Annotated in this window: 15 protein-coding genes and 3 pseudogenes; 9 read left to right on the forward strand and 9 right to left on the reverse strand. The window is 67.6% G+C overall.

All coding sequences use genetic code 11. The annotated features are described in order from the left end of the window. Window positions 1-2: 2 nt before the first annotated feature. Window positions 3-527: an NUDIX domain-containing protein gene (locus ACZ79I_RS12775; RefSeq protein ID WP_471497054.1), complete on the reverse strand. Its 525-nt coding sequence runs from the start codon at window positions 525-527 to the stop codon at window positions 3-5. Beyond that, window positions 524-1,783 (reverse strand): XRE family transcriptional regulator, encoded by a 1,260-nt coding sequence (locus ACZ79I_RS12780; RefSeq protein WP_471497056.1) that lies wholly within the window; start codon window positions 1,781-1,783, stop codon window positions 524-526. Before ACZ79I_RS12780 ends, ACZ79I_RS12775 begins: the two co-directional genes overlap by 4 nt. 236 nt (window positions 1,784-2,019) lie before the next feature. Here ACZ79I_RS12780 and ACZ79I_RS12785 point away from each other — a divergent pair, with 236 nt between their 5' ends. From ACZ79I_RS12785 to tgmC, 4 genes are all read left to right on the forward strand, one after another. Further along, a complete protein-coding gene (locus ACZ79I_RS12785) occupies window positions 2,020-2,448 on the forward strand; it encodes an ATP-binding protein (protein WP_471497057.1) in 429 nt (142 codons plus the stop codon). A gap of 284 nt (window positions 2,449-2,732) precedes the next feature. After that, entirely contained in the window at window positions 2,733-3,044 is a 312-nt protein-coding gene (tgmA, locus tag ACZ79I_RS12790) for a putative ATP-grasp-modified RiPP (protein ID WP_471497059.1), read from the forward strand. Beyond that, on the forward strand, window positions 3,041-3,997 hold the full coding sequence (tgmB, locus tag ACZ79I_RS12795; protein ID WP_471497061.1) for an ATP-grasp ribosomal peptide maturase: 957 nt from the start codon (window positions 3,041-3,043) through the stop codon (window positions 3,995-3,997). The genes tgmA and tgmB overlap by 4 nt, the downstream gene beginning before the upstream one ends. Continuing rightward, entirely contained in the window at window positions 3,994-5,142 is a 1,149-nt protein-coding gene (gene tgmC / locus ACZ79I_RS12800; RefSeq protein WP_471497063.1) for an ATP-grasp peptide maturase system methyltransferase, read from the forward strand. Before tgmB ends, tgmC begins: the two co-directional genes overlap by 4 nt. A 68-nt stretch (window positions 5,143-5,210) precedes the next feature. Here the strand turns inward: tgmC and ACZ79I_RS12805 are convergent, their stop codons facing one another. The 3 genes and pseudogenes from ACZ79I_RS12805 to ACZ79I_RS12815 all read right to left on the reverse strand — a co-directional run bounded on the left by ACZ79I_RS12805 (window position 5,211) and on the right by ACZ79I_RS12815 (window position 7,075). Beyond that, window positions 5,211-5,396, reverse strand: coding sequence for a hypothetical protein (locus tag ACZ79I_RS12805; RefSeq protein WP_471497064.1), 186 nt, complete (start codon window positions 5,394-5,396; stop codon window positions 5,211-5,213). Between the two features lie 16 nt (window positions 5,397-5,412). Continuing rightward, window positions 5,413-6,378, reverse strand: a pseudogene (locus ACZ79I_RS12810) (IS30 family transposase); the annotation flags it as partial. Next, window positions 6,329-7,075, reverse strand: a complete 747-nt coding sequence (locus tag ACZ79I_RS12815; RefSeq protein ID WP_471497066.1) for an IS3 family transposase — start codon at window positions 7,073-7,075, stop codon at window positions 6,329-6,331. The gene ACZ79I_RS12815 and the pseudogene ACZ79I_RS12810, both read right to left, overlap by 50 nt. A 256-nt stretch (window positions 7,076-7,331) precedes the next feature. Between ACZ79I_RS12815 and ACZ79I_RS12820 the strand changes: the two genes are divergently transcribed. Continuing rightward, entirely contained in the window at window positions 7,332-8,522 is a 1,191-nt protein-coding gene (locus ACZ79I_RS12820; protein ID WP_471497068.1) for an IS110 family RNA-guided transposase, read from the forward strand. Window positions 8,523-8,989: 467 nt separating this feature from the next. Here ACZ79I_RS12820 and ACZ79I_RS12825 read toward each other — a convergent pair whose 3' ends face one another. Next, window positions 8,990-9,124 (reverse strand): hypothetical protein, encoded by a 135-nt coding sequence (locus tag ACZ79I_RS12825; RefSeq protein ID WP_471497070.1) that lies wholly within the window; start codon window positions 9,122-9,124, stop codon window positions 8,990-8,992. Window positions 9,125-9,191: 67 nt separating this feature from the next. Here ACZ79I_RS12825 and ACZ79I_RS12830 point away from each other — a divergent pair, with 67 nt between their 5' ends. The 3 genes from ACZ79I_RS12830 (at window position 9,192) to ACZ79I_RS12840 (ending at window position 11,205) form a co-directional block, all read left to right on the forward strand. Continuing rightward, entirely contained in the window at window positions 9,192-10,328 is a 1,137-nt protein-coding gene (locus ACZ79I_RS12830) for a hypothetical protein (protein WP_471497072.1), read from the forward strand. Window position 10,329: 1 nt separating this feature from the next. Beyond that, window positions 10,330-10,485, forward strand: coding sequence for a hypothetical protein (locus tag ACZ79I_RS12835; RefSeq protein ID WP_471497074.1), 156 nt, complete (start codon window positions 10,330-10,332; stop codon window positions 10,483-10,485). 189 nt (window positions 10,486-10,674) lie between these two features. After that, complete coding sequence (locus ACZ79I_RS12840) at window positions 10,675-11,205, forward strand: hypothetical protein (RefSeq protein WP_471497075.1); 531 nt, start codon at window positions 10,675-10,677, stop codon at window positions 11,203-11,205. 162 nt (window positions 11,206-11,367) lie between these two features. On the opposite strand, the pseudogene ACZ79I_RS12845 reads toward ACZ79I_RS12840, so the two are convergent. The 3 genes and pseudogenes from ACZ79I_RS12845 to ACZ79I_RS12855 form a co-directional block, all read right to left on the reverse strand. Then, window positions 11,368-11,631 (reverse strand): annotated as a pseudogene (locus ACZ79I_RS12845) (transposase); the annotation flags it as partial. 10 nt (window positions 11,632-11,641) lie between these two features. Then, window positions 11,642-12,850: an ISAs1 family transposase gene (locus tag ACZ79I_RS12850; protein WP_471497077.1), complete on the reverse strand. Its 1,209-nt coding sequence runs from the start codon at window positions 12,848-12,850 to the stop codon at window positions 11,642-11,644. 161 nt (window positions 12,851-13,011) lie between these two features. Continuing rightward, window positions 13,012-14,130: pseudogene (locus ACZ79I_RS12855) on the reverse strand (IS1380 family transposase); the annotation flags it as partial. 163 nt (window positions 14,131-14,293) lie between these two features. Between ACZ79I_RS12855 and ACZ79I_RS12860 the strand changes: the two are divergent. Continuing rightward, on the forward strand, window positions 14,294-15,340 hold the full coding sequence (locus tag ACZ79I_RS12860; protein WP_471497078.1) for an IS630 family transposase: 1,047 nt from the start codon (window positions 14,294-14,296) through the stop codon (window positions 15,338-15,340). Window positions 15,341-15,815 lie beyond the last annotated feature (475 nt).

Consider the following 15,815-nt stretch of genomic DNA (forward strand, 5'->3'; position numbering starts at 1 on the left):
GGTCACATGACGGGGACGCCGTCCCGGAGGTACAGCGGCCGTCCGGCATCGAGCGCCCGCAAGGCTGCCTCGAACCGGCGCCGGGCACGGTCCCGGAGCCGAACGCGGGCTTCGTCAGGCGGCACGAACCTGATCTCCGACAGCTCTCCGTCAGTGGGCCGCAGCCGGTCGGCTTGCTCCTGCACGAGCGTGCCGCCGTCGAAGACGAACGCGATCTGATCGTCCCAGGGACCATGCGGGGCGACCCAGTCCACCACCAGCAGACCTTGGAGGACGACCTTGAGCCCGAGTTCCTCGACCAACTCGCGGCCCGCCGCGTTCTCCGGCGGCTCGTTCGCCTCCGCCATCCCGCCGGGCATGTCCCACCCCGGTTTGTACGTGGGGTTCACCAGGAGCACGCGCCCGGCGGGGTCGCGCACCAGCACATCGGCGGCAACACGCTTGCGGGCCTGCTTGGCGTTGCCCTCGGCGAGGTAGGCATCCCACGCTTCCGGGTCGGCAGGGGTGGGGGGCTTCGTGGGCCTCATACGGAGCTTCCTCCCCGTGACGGCGGGATCAGGTCGGCCAGGAGCAGCATCCTGGCTCTGCGGGCGTCGTCGAACCGCACCAGGTACTCACGGACCGGACCATACGCCTTGTGCGGCTCCAGCAGTCGGCGCAGCTCGTCGAGTTGCCGCACGACCCGGATGGAGCCCAGGGTGGGGCTCGTGCCGAGAAGGTCGTGACCGGCGCTCACCGCGGCGTCCAGGTCACCGCGGCGTACATGGATGTCGACCAGGACAATCCTGCCCAGCGCCAGTGACCGCGCCCGGCCCGCTTCCCGCAGTGCGACGGCCTGTTCGGCCTGCGTCAGCGCCTGGTCGTACTGTTCCAGGTCGCGCAGGATCAGCGCCGACTCGCTCGCCAGGGCGGCGGCGTCGAACGTGCTCAGCCACGGGTGATCCACTGCGGGCAGCCCTTCGAGATCGCTGCGGGCGGCATCCAGTGCGCGGGTGGCAGGGGTGCGCTGTGCTGCGGCTGCCAGAGCGCGCGCCTGCATCGTGTTGAGCCGCGCTGCCAGCGCGGGAGTCCGCGGCCCCTGCGCGGCGAGGTCGAGGCCGGTCCGGGCCCAGCCGACGGCTCCGGCAACGTCCCCGGTCTGGAGCGCCAGGTGGCTGCTGCTCGCCGCGACATGAGCGGCCAGCGGGAGGTCACCGGACGTGCGGGCCAAGGGCAGCGCGCGGGCGAAGTGGCGTCCGGCACGGTCGTCGTGGCCGGAGTCGTGGGCCATCCACCCGGCCATCTCGGTCAGCGCCGCCGCGGCGGCGAAGACCTGCGGCCCGCTGTCGGCGTCCACCAGGCGCGGCGCCACCTGGTCGGACAGGTGCCGTACAACCGCCCCGTACAACCGGCCGCCGCCGGTCTGCCGGTCAGCACTGCGGAAATGATCCATTGCCACCAGGTCGTGACCGTCCGGCGGCGGTCGGTCGGCATGCCGGGGTTCCGCCACCGCGGGCTCCCACGACCGGCGAGCCAGCCCCAGCAGCGGACCAGGGATGTGAAAGGCATCCGCGATCTGCTCGAACAGGCTGAGCTTCTCCACCCGGCTCTTGCCATTCATGTAGTCGTAGAGCCGACCTTGTGTGATGTCGACGGCAGCGGCGATCTTCCGCGTGCTCACACCGCGGCCGTTGAGCATGCGGAACACCGCCCCCATGTCCCGCTCCGCGCACGCCCTCAGCAGACGTTCATCACCGAGCAGCCCGGAAATGACGTCACGCGGGTCGGGTGACTGACCGCTCATTGGCGACTCCCCCGAGTAGCACGTGCCTCGATGCTACGGCCAACGCCCGCGCCCTTTGGGCGACTCCGTCTTGGAGTCACCTTTCGGAGTCTCTTCATCCTCTTCTTTCGGCGTTGACTACCTGTCAGCCGCCCTGGGGGTACACCCGCACGCGGCACGCCGCGCCCGCACGCTTCTCCCTGAGGTGTGCGGCCGGGCTCCATCCCCCACAACCCGCCCCGACCAAGGCATTGACGATGACTATGGCAAGCGTTGAACCGCATCCGACAGGACATCCCGGATACAACATCACGATGCCTTGCGCGCCGAAGGCCGCCGGGGAAGCCCGACGCCTGGTCCGCACCGCGTGCGCAGCCTGGGAGATGGGTGACGAAGCGGCAGAGACCGGGGCACTCCTGATCACCGAACTCGTCAGCAACGCCGTGAAGCACTCGCGCACCCACTTCATCCGGGTAGTCGTCGAGCGGCCAGCCCCTGACCGGCTACGGGTCGCCGTCGTAGACAAGTCGCGCCGCATGCCCCGACTCCGCAATCCGAAGCAGGAAGACGCCACCGGCCGCGGCCTGATGCTCGCCGAGGCGCTCGCCGACCGGTGGGGAACAGACCTGCTCCCCTGGGGCAAACGCACCTGGGCCGAAGTGCAGGTGAAGGCCGGCGAACGGTGACCGCCCGCTGGTATGGCGCGTCCAAGCCGTGGTTGAGCCGCAACCCGGCACGCGGCGTGCACGTTGCCGCTGACCGACGAACTCCTCGCCGTTCTGTTTCCCCCAACCCCCACAGCAGGGCGCACCGTCTTCCCGCCCGGTCCCGGTGATCCGGGCGGGACAGCCCAGGGCAGCTCTCCACCGCCACCGTCCCGGACCTGTAGGTCTCTGCTGGGCCTGTCGCTCATCACCTCGGCCCAGGCAGGGTCCGTCAAGAGCCGTACAGTCGATCTCAAGGAGGAACGTTGTTCACGCACTCCGACCGCGTGCCCACCGGCACCCCGCTGCCGTCCGGCCACCAGACCTCTGCCCCGTGGGGCCTGCGCCGCATGGCCCCCTACCCGGCGTTCGCGCCCGGATACGCACGCGTCGAGTTGGATCCGGTCACGCAAATGGGCCGCTACTTCGACGCCGCGGGGCAGCCGGTCATGATGCCGGGTCACGGCACCAGCACCGGAACGAACCCACCTACCAACACCGGCAACCCGAGCGACGGCTCCGGGCCCGGCGGTGGCGGCGGCGGTGACCAGGACACCGGGAACGACAACGACCAGTGACGAATCCGGCTCCGGTTCTGGTCGTCACCAACACGGACGACCCCACAACCGACCTGGTGGTGGAGCAGCTGCACGACCGGGGTGTCCCGGTCGTGCGGTTCGACTCCGGGGACTTCCCCGCCACCTTGTCGGTTGCGGCCACCATCACCAGCGACGGCATCAGCGGCACCCTGACCACGCCGTCGCGTACCGCAGACCTGGGGAGCGTGCGGTCGCTGTACTACCGCCGCCCCTCCGGTTTCGCCTTCCCCCACCTGGACGAGCAGACTGCCCGTTTCGCCATCACGCAGGCCCGCTACGGGCTCGGCGGCCTTGTCGCCTCCCTGTCCGGCTGTCTGTACGTGAACCACCCCCACCGAATCGGCGACGCAGAGTTCAAGCCTTCCGGCCTCGCGGCCGCCGCGGCGGCCGGGTTCACCCTCCCGCCCACGCTGATCACCTCGAACCCCGACGCCGCGCGAAGCTTCGTGAAACGGTACGGGCCGGTGATCTACAAGCCGCTGTCGGCGCCGCTCTACTGCAACGAGGACGGCGTTTCCTGCACGGTGGAAGTCGCCGAAGTCTCGGCCGACGAGATCGACGACGCGGTAGCCGGTACGGCCCACCTGTTCCAGCAACGGGTGGGCAAGTCCGCGGACGCCCGCGTCACCGTGATCGGCGACCATGTGTTCACGGTCCGGATCGACTCCGGCCTGCTGGACTGGCGCGCCGACTACAGCAGGCTCACTTACACCCCTGTCGAGCCGCCGCCCGGCCTCACCGCGGCTCTGCACCGGTATCTCAGCTCCTTCGGGCTGGTCTTCGGCTGTTTCGACTTCGCCATCGACCGCGAGGGGCAATGGTGGTTCCTGGAGTGCAACCCCTCCGGACAGTGGGCTTGGCTGGAACCCGAAACCGGCCTACCGATGGTCAGCGCCATGGCCGACCTGCTCGAAAGGAAGACGACGCCGTGACCGACGACAAGGCCCTCCGCCTGGCGCTCGCCGAGCGCCTGGCCGTCGGCGGCTACCTGCGCACCCCGCCGTGGCGGGCGGCCGTGGAAGAAGTGCCCCGGCACGAGTTCCTGCGCGGCGGCTTCTTCGAACCCGTACCCGGCTCCGCCCCGACCGCGTGGCGGCCGGTCCTCCCAGACGACCCCTGCTGGCTTCAGCGCTGCTACGGCGATGATTCCCTCGTCACCCAGATCGCCGGAACCATCATCCCTCGCGACATCCGCGGTGAGATCACGCGCACCCCCACCTCGTCCCGCACCATGCCGTCCTTGGTGGTGCGGATGCTCGAAGAACTCCAGGTCGAGGACGACCAGCGTGTGCTGGAGATCGGGTCCGGCTACTCGACAGGACTCCTGTGTCACCGGCTCGGCGACGATCACGTGACGTCGATCGAGATCGACGAGGACGTCCTCGACGCGGCCCGCGTCGCCCTGGGGAGCATCGGGTGCTTCCCGCACACCGTCCTCGGAGACGGCCTCGCCGGTGACCCGGACGGTGCCCCCTACGACCGGCTCATGGCCACATGCGGCGTCGTCGACCTGCCGTATACGTGGGTGGAACAAACCCGGCCTGGCGGGATCATCCTCGCCACCCTGTGCGGCTGGCTCTACTCCTCCGAACTGGCCCACCTCACCGTCGGCGACGACGGCACCGCCCATGGACGGTTTCTCGGTGGCCAGATTTCCTTCATGCTCGCCCGCCCCCAGCTCCCGCCCCCGCTCGGGACCCTCCCTGACCTCGACGACGGCAACGAACGCCGCGCACGCCTCACCCCCGGTGTCCTCGACGACTGGAACACGCGCTTCGTCGCCCAGCTCGCCGCCCCCGCCGCCCAGCGCATCACCCTCACTTGGGGCGGCAAGGAGACAGATCTCCTCCTCGACGTGGAAGGCGGGTCCTGGGCCGCACTCGTCCAGGACGACGACACCTGGACCGTCCGCCAAGGCGGCCCGGCACGCCTCTGGGACGCCATCGAGGACGAAGTCACCCGCTGGCGTGCCGACGGCGCCCCACCGTTGGAACAGTTCGAGGTCATCGTGACCCCCGAGGGGCAGACCGTGACGTGGCCCAAGGGTCGGGAAGCCGGGAGGAGGACGCGCCGATGACGGACTCGGCAGACGAGCTACCGGAAGAAGACGCATGACTGTCAATCCCCTCGCAGCGTGGAGACGATCTATGCGGCCAGTCCCTCGGCGAGGGTGGCCCGGTACTCGCGTTCGTAGTTGATCGGGCTCTTGAAACCGCACACGCTGTGTAGCCGCCTGGTGTCGTAGAAGTCGGTGATCCAAGTGGCGATCTTGATGCGGGCCTCGGTGCGCGGGCGGAAGGTGTGCCGGTGGACGTACTCGACCTTGAGCACGCTGTTGAACGCCTCGGAGGGTGGATCGGCTGCTGCGCTCGACGAGCGTGCCGATCGCGGACCGGCCCGTCCCGATGATCAGATCGCCTTCCCAATGCCCCGGGACCGCGCGGTCTGCGGCCTCTGCAGGACGTTCACTGAGGACGACATCCGCGGTGACATGCCCTTGCGGCTTGTTCCGTGACCTCGACCGAGGCTCTCGAAGCGCCCGCCCGGTGCGCAGACAGGCGACCAGCTCACGCTTGAGCGCACCACGGCCCTCAATGAACAGCGACTGGTAGATCGCCTCGTGGCTGATGCGCATGGACTCATCCTCGGGGAAGTCGGCCTTCAACCGGTGCGAGATCTGTTCCGGGCTCCATGCTGTCGCCCACCGCCTGTCTTGCCGGTGCGGCTTGTTCAGCCCTTTCCACGGAGGCGTCTGCGGTCCTGCGGCGACCGTCCCGTCAGGCCGGTGAACGTTCCCCGACAACCTCTCCTGAACGTACTCACGTAACCGGTCGTTGCCCAGGAGCTTCGCGCTCTTCGGGCGCTTGGCCGCCTGCTGAGCCTTCCACTGGGCGACCGTCGCGCGGTACTCCTGCTTGCCGCTGCGCGTGGCGGCGTTGCGGCGCAGTTCGCGAGAGATCGTCCCGGGGTCACGCCCCAGGGCGCGGGCGATCTCGCGCACACCCTTGCTCATCGCCCTGAGAATCGCGATCTCCTCGCGCTCCTCGAACGTGAGGTACCGGCCCGAGGGCTCGGCCAACGAGATCGGAGGCATGCCGCCAGCGTGACGAAACCACCTCGCACCCACCGGCCACGACACGCCGACCGCCAGCGACGCCTCGGCCGTCGTAACCCCTGTGGCGATCAGTCGCCAGAACTGGCGCTGCACGACCCGAGACGGATCAGGCCGCCCCGGCGAGCGCATCGCCGGCCGCAACGCACGGTCAGCGCGCCACTGCCGACGCCGCCCCTCCGGAACATCGCTGGTCTTCAAACTCCAGTCCGCCGTGGCCACGTCGCACACCTCCGAGATCAGGGTGTTGCGACGACCAGTTGAATCCGCCTTCGCTGCCCCTGTCGGTGTGCATGATCACGCCGCGGACGTCGCCGCCCCGGGTGGCCGCGGCCATGTTGAGTGAGGCCACCACCAGCTCGGCGTCGTGCCGGGCACCCATCGCGTAGCCGAGCAGCCGACGGGAGAACAGATCGATCACCGTTGCCAGGTAGAGCTTGCCCTCGCCGGCGTCGATCTCGGTCATGTCGCCTGCCCAGACGAGGTCCGGTTCCTCGGCGGTGAAGTCCCGGCGGACGAAACCCGGGGCGGCTGGCCGCCTGCCCGGCCTGGTCAGCGACCGGCGGCTCTTGACCTTCCGGCCCGCCAGTCCGAGCTCGGCCATCAGCTTCGCAACGGTGTTCACCGACACCCGCCAGCCCCGGCGCACCAGCTCAATGAACACCTTCGGCGAGCCGTAGGTACCCCCGGAGCAGCGGAAGATCTCCTCGATCTCCTCCGCCAGGTGCTGCTGGCGCAACTCCCGCTCGGTCGGCGGCCGGTCGCGCCACTTGTAGTACCACGACTCCGACACCCCCAGAGCCCGGCAGGCGACGCGATGCGGTATGCCCTCCTCGGCCTTGCAGCTGCTGATCACCCCGACCGCCACGGCCGGGTCCGCCTCATCCACTTCACCCACAAGACCATGCAGCGTTTGAGTACATCACGCCCTACCTTTCTTCTCGGGTCTGAGCCGGTCATTCGTAAGATCGGCGGACCCGGGGACCCGGGGTATGGCTGACATCACGCTGTGCCACTTGGATGGTTTATGGAGCTTGGCCGCCCGGGGTCCTGCGACTCGACCGCCAATTGGGAACTGCGACTCGATCGCTTCGTAGGGCAACGCCGGCGAGGTCGTCTGCGGAAACTGTGTACGACGAGCTCACGGAGGATACGTGCCGGAGATCTGGGCCGGACTGGACATCGGCAAGACGCATCACCACTGCGTGGTGATCAACGCGGACGGCACCCGCTTGCTGTCCCGCCGGGTCTCCAACGACGAGGCCGAGCTGCTGCAGCTCATCGGCGACGTCCTGGAGATATCCCGTGACGTACTGTGGGCCGTCGACCTCAACCACGGCGGTGCCGCACTGCTGATCGGTCTGCTGGTCAACCACGGTCAGCCTGTCGCCTACCTCACCGGTCTGGCCGTTCACCACGCCTCGGGCACCTACCGCGGCGAAGGCAAGACCGACGCCAAGGACGCCTTCGTGATCGCCGACCAGGCCCGCGTCCGCCGTGACCTCGGTCTGCTCCGGCCCGGCGATGAGATCGCCGTCGACCTGCGCACCCTCACCACCCGCCGCCTCGACGTGGTCTTCGACCGCACCCGGCAGATCAACCGGCTCCGCGCACAACTGGTCGAGATCTTCCCAGCGTTGGAGCGGGCTCTGGATCTGACGAACAAGGGTCCAATCACCCTGCTCACCGGCTACCAGACCCCGGCCGCCATCCGCCGCGCTGGCGCCAAACGGCTCGAAAACTGGCTGAAGAACCGCAAGGTCCACAGTGCCGCTGCTCTCGCGAAGACCGTGGTGGAGGCCGCCCAGGCCCAGCACACCGCGCTGCCCGGCGAGACGCTGGCCGCGGCGATGGTGCTCCGGCTGGCGAAGGGGGTGATGGCCCTCGACGAGGAGATCGCCGAACTCGATGCTTTGATCGAGGCCCGGTTTCGCGAACACCCGCACGCCGCGGTGATCCGCAGCCTGCCCGGGATGGGCCCCAGGCTCGGCGCCGAGTTCATCGCCGCGACCGGCGGCGAGATGGACGCCTTCGGCACCGCTGACCGGCTGGCCGGCTTCGCCGGCCTGGCCCCCAGACCCCGTGACTCCGGCCGCGTCAGCGGCAATCTGCACCGGCCTCGGCGCTACCACCGCGGGCTACTGCGAGCCATGTACCTGTCGGCCATGGTCAGCCTGAAGTGCTGCCCCGCGTCCAAGGCGTACTACGACCGCAAGCGCAACGAGGGCAAGAGTCACAAACAAGCCCTGCTGGCCCTCGCCCGCCGCCGCGTCAACGTCCTATGGGCGATGATCCGTGACGGAGAGTGCTACCAGCCTGCACAACCCGCTGCCGCGGCGGCTTGACAACAAGATTGGGAAGCTCCATCTCCAGTTCGCGGATGCGCTTGTCCTTCTCCCTGGCCTCGGCCCGCAGCCGCTCCAGCTCCGCCCGCTCACTCTCCCGCAGCCGGCCACCAGACGGCTCGGCCACCGGTCGGTCCGACGACGGCGACCCGTTGCGCCGGGCCCGCGAGACCCTGCTATGCAGCGTCCCGGGATGGATGCCCAGATCCTCGGCCACCTCCGGAATCGGCTTCCCGGGTCTCCGTCACGATCCGTACCGCCCCCTCACGGAACTCGGCGTCGTAGATGCGCTTCCTGGATGCCATGACCCCCAACTATCCCGCCGGTCACGGTCTCCACAGTAGGAGGGGAAGTGCAGGCTCGCTCCGCTCACCGCGCGCGGTTGTGCGGTGAGCACGCGGGGAAGCTTTCCGAGCAAGTGGAGCGTCGCGCCGCGATCACCCGGAGAGCCTCACTCCGCCATCCGGTCACTCGCTGGTGATGTCGCCCCAGAGCATGCGAAGAATCCAGGCCACGAGAGCCCGTACGGCGCCAGAAGCGGCTCCAGTGCAGATGGCGCGGGTGGCGTCGGAACGCCGGTTGGCGACCTGACGGTCAGTCATTTTGCGTCTCCATCTTGGCGGAGCCCCCGGCGGGCCCCTCGGCACCAAGTCAGTCAGGCTTGCTGGCGTGGACCTCGAACCAACCTCGCGGGGTTCTAAAGTGGGGCTCATGGCGAGGACCGGCCCCAGCGCTGCAGACGCAGCCCTCATCGAGAAGCTGAGCAAGAAGAGTCTGAAGGTCAGCGCTGCCCAGCTCGAACGCTGGAGGTCCGTCGGCGTCGTACCGCGAAACAGGCGAACGCACCTCGGGCGCGGAAACGGCTCAAAATCGACCACCGATGATGTCGGCGAACAACTAGTTGAAGCCATGGCGATGGTCAGCCGAAATGGCCGGTCGGCGCATGAAGCGGTACTCCGAATCTTTACCGTAGACCCTCGCTCTCAGGACCTGTATGAGCGGTGCCTGCCGATTCCAGAGAAGGCGATTCGGTCCGCCTTCGATTGGTTTGTTCGGCATGGAGACCAAAGCGTCCACCGGCGCATCGAGAGAGCCCTAAAGCGCACGGGAAAGCAAGGTGATGAGGCTGCTGACCTCATTGCGAGGATCGCTTCTCGGCACTACAGAAACACCGCGCTTCTTCACCCTCCGCCAACTGCGGAACATCGACCACCCACCTGGACCGCCAGAAACGAACAGAGCATTCAATTGCTCACAGCCCTGACCATTGGCAACTTTCTGGGGGTCGAAGAAATTGGGACGCAGAAGCTGGCCGAGATTCTTGCGGACGGCGGGCCTTCTACCGCCACAAACGAGGATAGAAGAGAATTCGGGGAAAAAGTTGCGGCGATTCTTGCTGCCCGTGAACTGGCAGGTGGGGAGTCTGTCCGGCTCTCGGCGGTCCCGAGCATGGAAGACACGATTCACCGCCTGAGGCAGACCGACTTAGAGCGAATTCTCAAACTTCGGGACAAGATCGCCCTAGTCGCCCAGATTGGATTCATCTACTTGAAGGTTCGGGGATCTGAGGACTTTCGGGAATTCAGTCTTCGAATCCTTGACGCAAGTACTGAAACCACCGATGCGAACATGCTCCTCTACGCTGCCACCCCTATTGCGGCCACGCTAGAAAGCTCCGCCTGGCACACGATGTCAGGTCTTATCGTCATGATCCTCATGGAGGACGATGCGGAATATTCCGACACGCTTGACAAGCTTGTCAGGGGTGTAGTTCCGGAACGTCTCGCCCATAGATTTATTGAATAATTTGAAAATTCTCCAGGCTATCCTCGGCACCGAGTTCGGCGGCGGCGAGGTCGTGATCTTCGCCTACGGGTCTGACGCGGAAGCCCCGTACCGGGTCAAGGAGCCCGGCTTGCGCGCGCTCCCGTTCCGACCGGCGCATGTCGTGCTGCGTTATTGATCAGAAACTCATGGGGTTCACTCGTCGAGGACGTAGCGGACGTGCCGGCCGCCGAAGTATCCCCGCCCCTACGAGGCTGGGGCAGACCCAGAAGGATGGTGGAGCCGCATGGGTGACAAGCTGTAGCGAGTACGCCGGACAGCGCAACTCCGGTATCCGAGAGAGCAACGACTGTGCTGAGAATGAGCCATGACGCCTGCCGCCTCTGAGCAACCGGTGCCCGAGCCCTCGCAGAAGATGCCAAGACGCAGGATCCGGGGCTCAGCCAACACCTGGATCTCGGCTTCGGCGGTGTTCGTGTCCCTCTTCAGTTTGTATCGGTCCGATCAGGCTGACAAGAAGGCGGAGGAGGCACAGAAACGGGATCGGGCCACAACAGCGTCGTTCTTCTGGCAGGCGAACCTGAGACCGCAGCCCAAGTTGTACATCATCAATCGCAGCCGCTTCGACATCAAGAAAGCGCAAATCATCTTCAAGGACGGTAACTACCTGGAAGCCGGTCTCATCCCCGCCTGCGCTTTGTATGTTCTCTCCGGCACACAGCCGGACTGGACGGCGAACCTCCCCGCCCGGCTGCACTTCGTCGATGCCAACGGTGATCACTGGGCTCACGTAAGTGGCCGGCTTGAGCACCTGAAATCGAACCAAGAGCCAAATGGCAAAGACATTACGTACGAATACGCCGGAAACGTTGATCTCCAGTTCCTGACCTCATGCTAGCCTCGATCTTTCTTGATGGGCCGCCGACGGAGTCGGTGGCCCATCTTGTTGCCGATGGCGGCGGCCGGGCAGGCTCGGAGCCCGAGTGTCGTCTCGGGTGGACGCCGGGTTCCACTGCTCCGGGCTGGAGGGTTCTCTCGCGGGGACAGGTGAATCCGCTGGTCAGCCGGGGTGCGGCAGGAGTGCGAGCCGGTCGAGGGCTGCGGTGATGTGACCTGCCCAGGGCCAGTGCCGGGCCAGGCGGAGGATCCGGCGACGGCCGGTGGTCACGAGCTGCCCGGCCGTGGTGAACAGGCGGAGCCGCAGACGGCGGGGTTCCCAGAGCCTGGCCTTGCCGGTCAGTGCGAGCATCGGCATCCAGGCCAGCAGGTCGAGAGCGATCTGTACGATCTCCAGCCAGATCCGGTTCTGGGCCGTGCGGTGCAGCAGGGCTTGATCAAGTTCCGTAGGTGTCCGGATCGTTGGTGATGCCCAGGATGGGGAGTGCTCGTCGGGGCTCGTCGCGGATCGCCCGGGTGGTCTTGGCGATGTTGTCGGCTCCGAGGGTTTTCAGCACGCCGATGGCAAGGTTGCGGAGGGTCGCCATGGCCCGTGGTGCGGTCCCGGCGTGGACGGTGGAGGCGTCCTCGGCGAAGGTGACGTCCCTGATGTGGTGCGAGGAGTTCTCCACTCCCCAGTGCCCGCGGATCGCGGCGGCCAGGTCGGCGGGCCCGGCTTGATGGGCGTCGAGGCTGGTGACGGCGTAGACACTCTCACGGGTCTCGCGCCGGCCGGTCTGCTTGCGGCGGCGGTGGACGCGGATGGCCAGGCGGGCGTGGGGAAAGGCGATTCCGCCGAGTTCGTCGGCGATCCCGCACGTCTTGATCGAGCGGGACTCGCGGCGTCCGTGTCCGGCCCCGGAGGCGGTGTGCTGGACTGCGATGGACTGCCGGGGAAGAGCGGCGAGTTGGGCGTAGACGGTGGGCTGGTTGGTCTTGATCACGGCGATGTAGTGGGCCTTCTTGGTCTCGACCAGCCAGGAGATGTTCGCCTTGACCGAGTGCAGGGCGTCGAAGGTGACGACGGTACCGGTCAGGTCCAGCGGTGCCAGCAGCGGCCGGAAGTGTGTGGTTTCGTTGGTCTTCGCGCCGACCTCCACCTGGGCGAGGGTTACGACGGTGCCGTGAGTGACCGCGGAGAGCAGATGCCGGCGCGTCGCGGTGAGACGGGCTGATCCCTTGAGTGCTTTGCCGTCGACAGCGATCGCGCGCGACCGCCCGGACGCGGAGGGCGACGGCGCCTGGGAGGGTTCGGTGGCGGCACGGTGCCGGTCGGCCAGGTAGGCGCCGACCGCCCGGTCCAGGGCGTCACCGTCAACAGCCCCCAGCACACGGCCGATCGTGGCCGGCGCCGGAGTGCGCCGCCATCTGAGCAGGTGGCGGCGGATCCCGATCACTGTCAGGAGTGCGTTCGAAGCACGCTGACCCCACTCGGCGAGTTCGTCGATGCTCCTCGCTCCCGAGACGACCGCGCAGGCACACACCAGCAGGATCGCTGTGAGTGAATACCACCGGCCCCGCCGTGCGCGCGGGTCGGGCACCGAGTCGAAGTAGGGGCGCAGGTCGGCGATCCGGCCGGTGTCCAGCGGCCCCAGTTTCACCAGCACGGCAGGGATGGGAGAGGATGCAGCAGCAGGCACGGGCCACCTCATGATCATCTGGCTTAGACACCACAATGATCACGAAGCCCGTGCCTGCTCTGCTATGCGCCCCAATCGGTCACAACCCGACCAGTTGCACGACCCCGGAACTTGCAACCGCCCTGGCGGTGCAGGGGCAGGTTCCGCAGCCCGGTGGCCCGGGCAGCGCGGATGCGGTCCTCGGCCCGGGCCCGCAACCGGTGACGGAGTTCGAGCTCGGCGATCGGCCGACCGTCGGTGTTGGTGGCGAAACAGGTCAGCCGCATGCCGTCCGCATCCGTCAGCCGCAACTGGGCTCCGGGGTGGGGGCGTTCCTTCCTGACGATCAGCCGCATGCCCTTGGGCCAGCCGGCCAGGACGTCGCCGGTGAGTTCGGCGACCCAGGCCCCGTCACGGATCTCGCCGTCCGCCTCGACGGCCGCCGTCCAGGCCGATGCCGGAACCTTCAGCACATGCTGGTGGATCGCCTCGGTGATCACCATGCCGACCGAGTAGGACAGCCACCGTCCCCGCCGGGCGAGCCAGGCGACGAAGTCGTGGGTGCCGCCCGCGGAGTCGGTGCGGATCAGGGTCCGGCGCCCGCGCCGGTACTCCTTCGGCAGCTGCGCCAGGGCCAGACGGGCGGCGGTGATGTGGTCGGCCGCCGTGTTCGATCCCGCGTTGCCCGGCCTGAGCAGGGCCGCGACGGGTTCCCCGGTGCCGCCCGGTCCGTGGTCGACGAACCCCATCAGCGGATGATGTCCGTAGGTCCGCTTCCACGTCGGGGCCGCGTCCTCCTTGTCCGAGTGCGCGATCACCAGCACCCCGTCCAGATCGACGGTCACCGACATGCCCGCATCAGGCGCGTCCCGGCCGGCCAACCGCCAGACCTGTCGGCGGACTTCGGCCCGCGCGGCACGGATCGCTGCCAGTGCCTTCTCCCCGGAGGCGGCGAGGGTGTCGATGAGGCGGGAGACCGTCGGGTCGGAGGCCACCGGTCCGAACACGGCCGACTCGGACCGCAGCATGCCGACATCCGCGAGGCAGTCCCCGCCCAGCGCGACCGCCAGGGCCACGTCCAGCAGGATCTTGCCCGGATCGTGCACCGCCCGAGCCTTCCGCCACGGCATCAGCGCCGCCGATATCGCGGTGTCCAAGCCGACCCTGCGGACGGTCTCGACCAGCAGCACGCCCCCGGCCTGCGAGACCACCGCCCGGCCGCCGCCCTCGATGCGGACACGCGGATACGACCCGATACGCTTCTTCACCTGGAGAGTGCTTCTTCCCGTGCAGCCAACAGGACCCTAGACAAGTCCCATCGTTGCAGGTCAGGAGCACTCTCTGCTTATTTGATCAAGCCTCGGACACCCCACCTCGTGAAAGCGTGAGGCTAGATCCGAAACGCTTTGGGTTCACGCTCGTTGACGGTGTGTGAGTGATCTGGTGGGGGATGCGCGGACCTGGTCGCCGGACGCGCAGGAGGCTGTGCGGTTGCTGGCGGTGTCCGCGCTGGTGGAGGGGCGGGACCGGGCAGAGGTTGCGGCCCTGTTCAAGGTGTCGGTCAGGGCCGTGGACAACTGGTGGACGAGGTGGCAGACCGGTGGCAGGGACGCGCTGCTGTCCCGTCCGCGCGGCCGCCGGGTGGGCGAGCATCAGGTTCTGTCCGAGGCCGAGCAGGCCGCCGTCCGACAGGCCGTCCTCGATCACACCCCCTCCGGCCTGGAACTTTCCGGTCAGCTGTGGACACGGAGGCTGATAGGCGAGCTGATCTTCAGGCTGTACCGGATCCGCTTCACCGAACCCGGGGTGGGCAAGTACCTCAAACGCTGGGGACTGACGTTCCAGCGTCCGGACAAGCGGGCCGTCGAGCAGGATGAGGAAGCGGTCCTCGTCTGGCACGAGGAGACCTGGCCGGCGATCCGAGCCAGAGCGAAGGCGGAGAACGGTGAAGTCCTCTTCGCCGATCAGGTCGGGGTCCGCTCGGATCAGGTCACCGGCCGCACCTGGGGCGCCAAAGGCACGACGCCGGTCGTCCGCCGCACCGGGAACCGGTTCTCCGTGAACGCGATGTCCGCGATCAGCACGAAGGGCCGGATGCATTTCATGGTCTTCACCGAGTCGTTCGACGCGAAGGTCATGTGCCGCTTCCTGGACCGGCTTGTCGGGCACTTCGACTGCAAGGTCCACCTGATTGTCGACCGGCACTCGGCCCACCGCTCGAAGACCGTCCGGACCTGGCTCGCCGACCACAAGGACGTGATCGAGCTGCACTTCCTGCCGTCGTACTCACCCGAGCTGAACCCCGACGAGCTGGTCAACGCCGACCTCAAACGCAGCCTGCCCCACGCCCACCGGGCCAGGAACCAGGCCGAACTCGCCGCCGAAACCCGCAGGTTCTTCCACCGCCGACAACGCCAGCCCCACATCGTGCGGGGATACTTCGGCGGCCGGCACGTCCGCTACGTCCTCGACGAGTGAACCCCATGAGTTTCTGATCAATAGGAGAGCCTGCCGATGATGTGGTGAGAAAGCGCATCTATCTGGTGAGCGGGTTCGGCGCGCACGGTGGCCGCTGGGCCGTCTCTGGGCCGTGAAAGGTTGACCAGCGGTGACAGGGGACACCGGGGGGTGACAGGCCCCTCGCCCATCTGACCTGGGCGCCGCCGAACGATTTGCGGCACTGGAAGGGTTACGCCGAAGCCCGGAGAACTGAGCTGACGTGCGCTGATCCCACGCGTCGGGTGAGTGTGTGGCTGCGTGACAACGCCAACGGCGGCCCGGCCTTGGAATGCCGCATCAGGGCGGAGCCCTGTGGTGACGGCTCGTGACGGGACCCGGCCGCGTGTCGAGGGCATCAACGAGGGCACAACGGCTTCACGCAGGTTCAACGGCAACCAACACCACCAAGCGCCATTTCCGCTGGTCAGCGAAGTTCATTGACAGTCTCCGCAGA

The sequence above is a fragment of the Streptomyces sp. PSU-S4-23 genome (genome assembly GCF_055632315.1).

What these genes read in the sequence shown, in the direction of transcription:
- ACZ79I_RS12775 (WP_471497054.1), bottom strand. Translation starts at nt 527, where the DNA reads ATGAGGCCCACGAAGCCCCCCACCCCTGCCGACCCGGAAGCGTGGGAT.
- ACZ79I_RS12780 (WP_471497056.1), bottom strand. Translation starts at nt 1,783, where the DNA reads ATGAGCGGTCAGTCACCCGACCCGCGTGACGTCATTTCCGGGCTGCTC.
- ACZ79I_RS12785 (WP_471497057.1), top strand. Translation starts at nt 2,020, where the DNA reads ATGACTATGGCAAGCGTTGAACCGCATCCGACAGGACATCCCGGATAC.
- ACZ79I_RS12825 (WP_471497070.1), bottom strand. Translation starts at nt 9,124, where the DNA reads ATGACTGACCGTCAGGTCGCCAACCGGCGTTCCGACGCCACCCGCGCC.
- ACZ79I_RS12840 (WP_471497075.1), top strand. Translation starts at nt 10,675, where the DNA reads ATGACGCCTGCCGCCTCTGAGCAACCGGTGCCCGAGCCCTCGCAGAAG.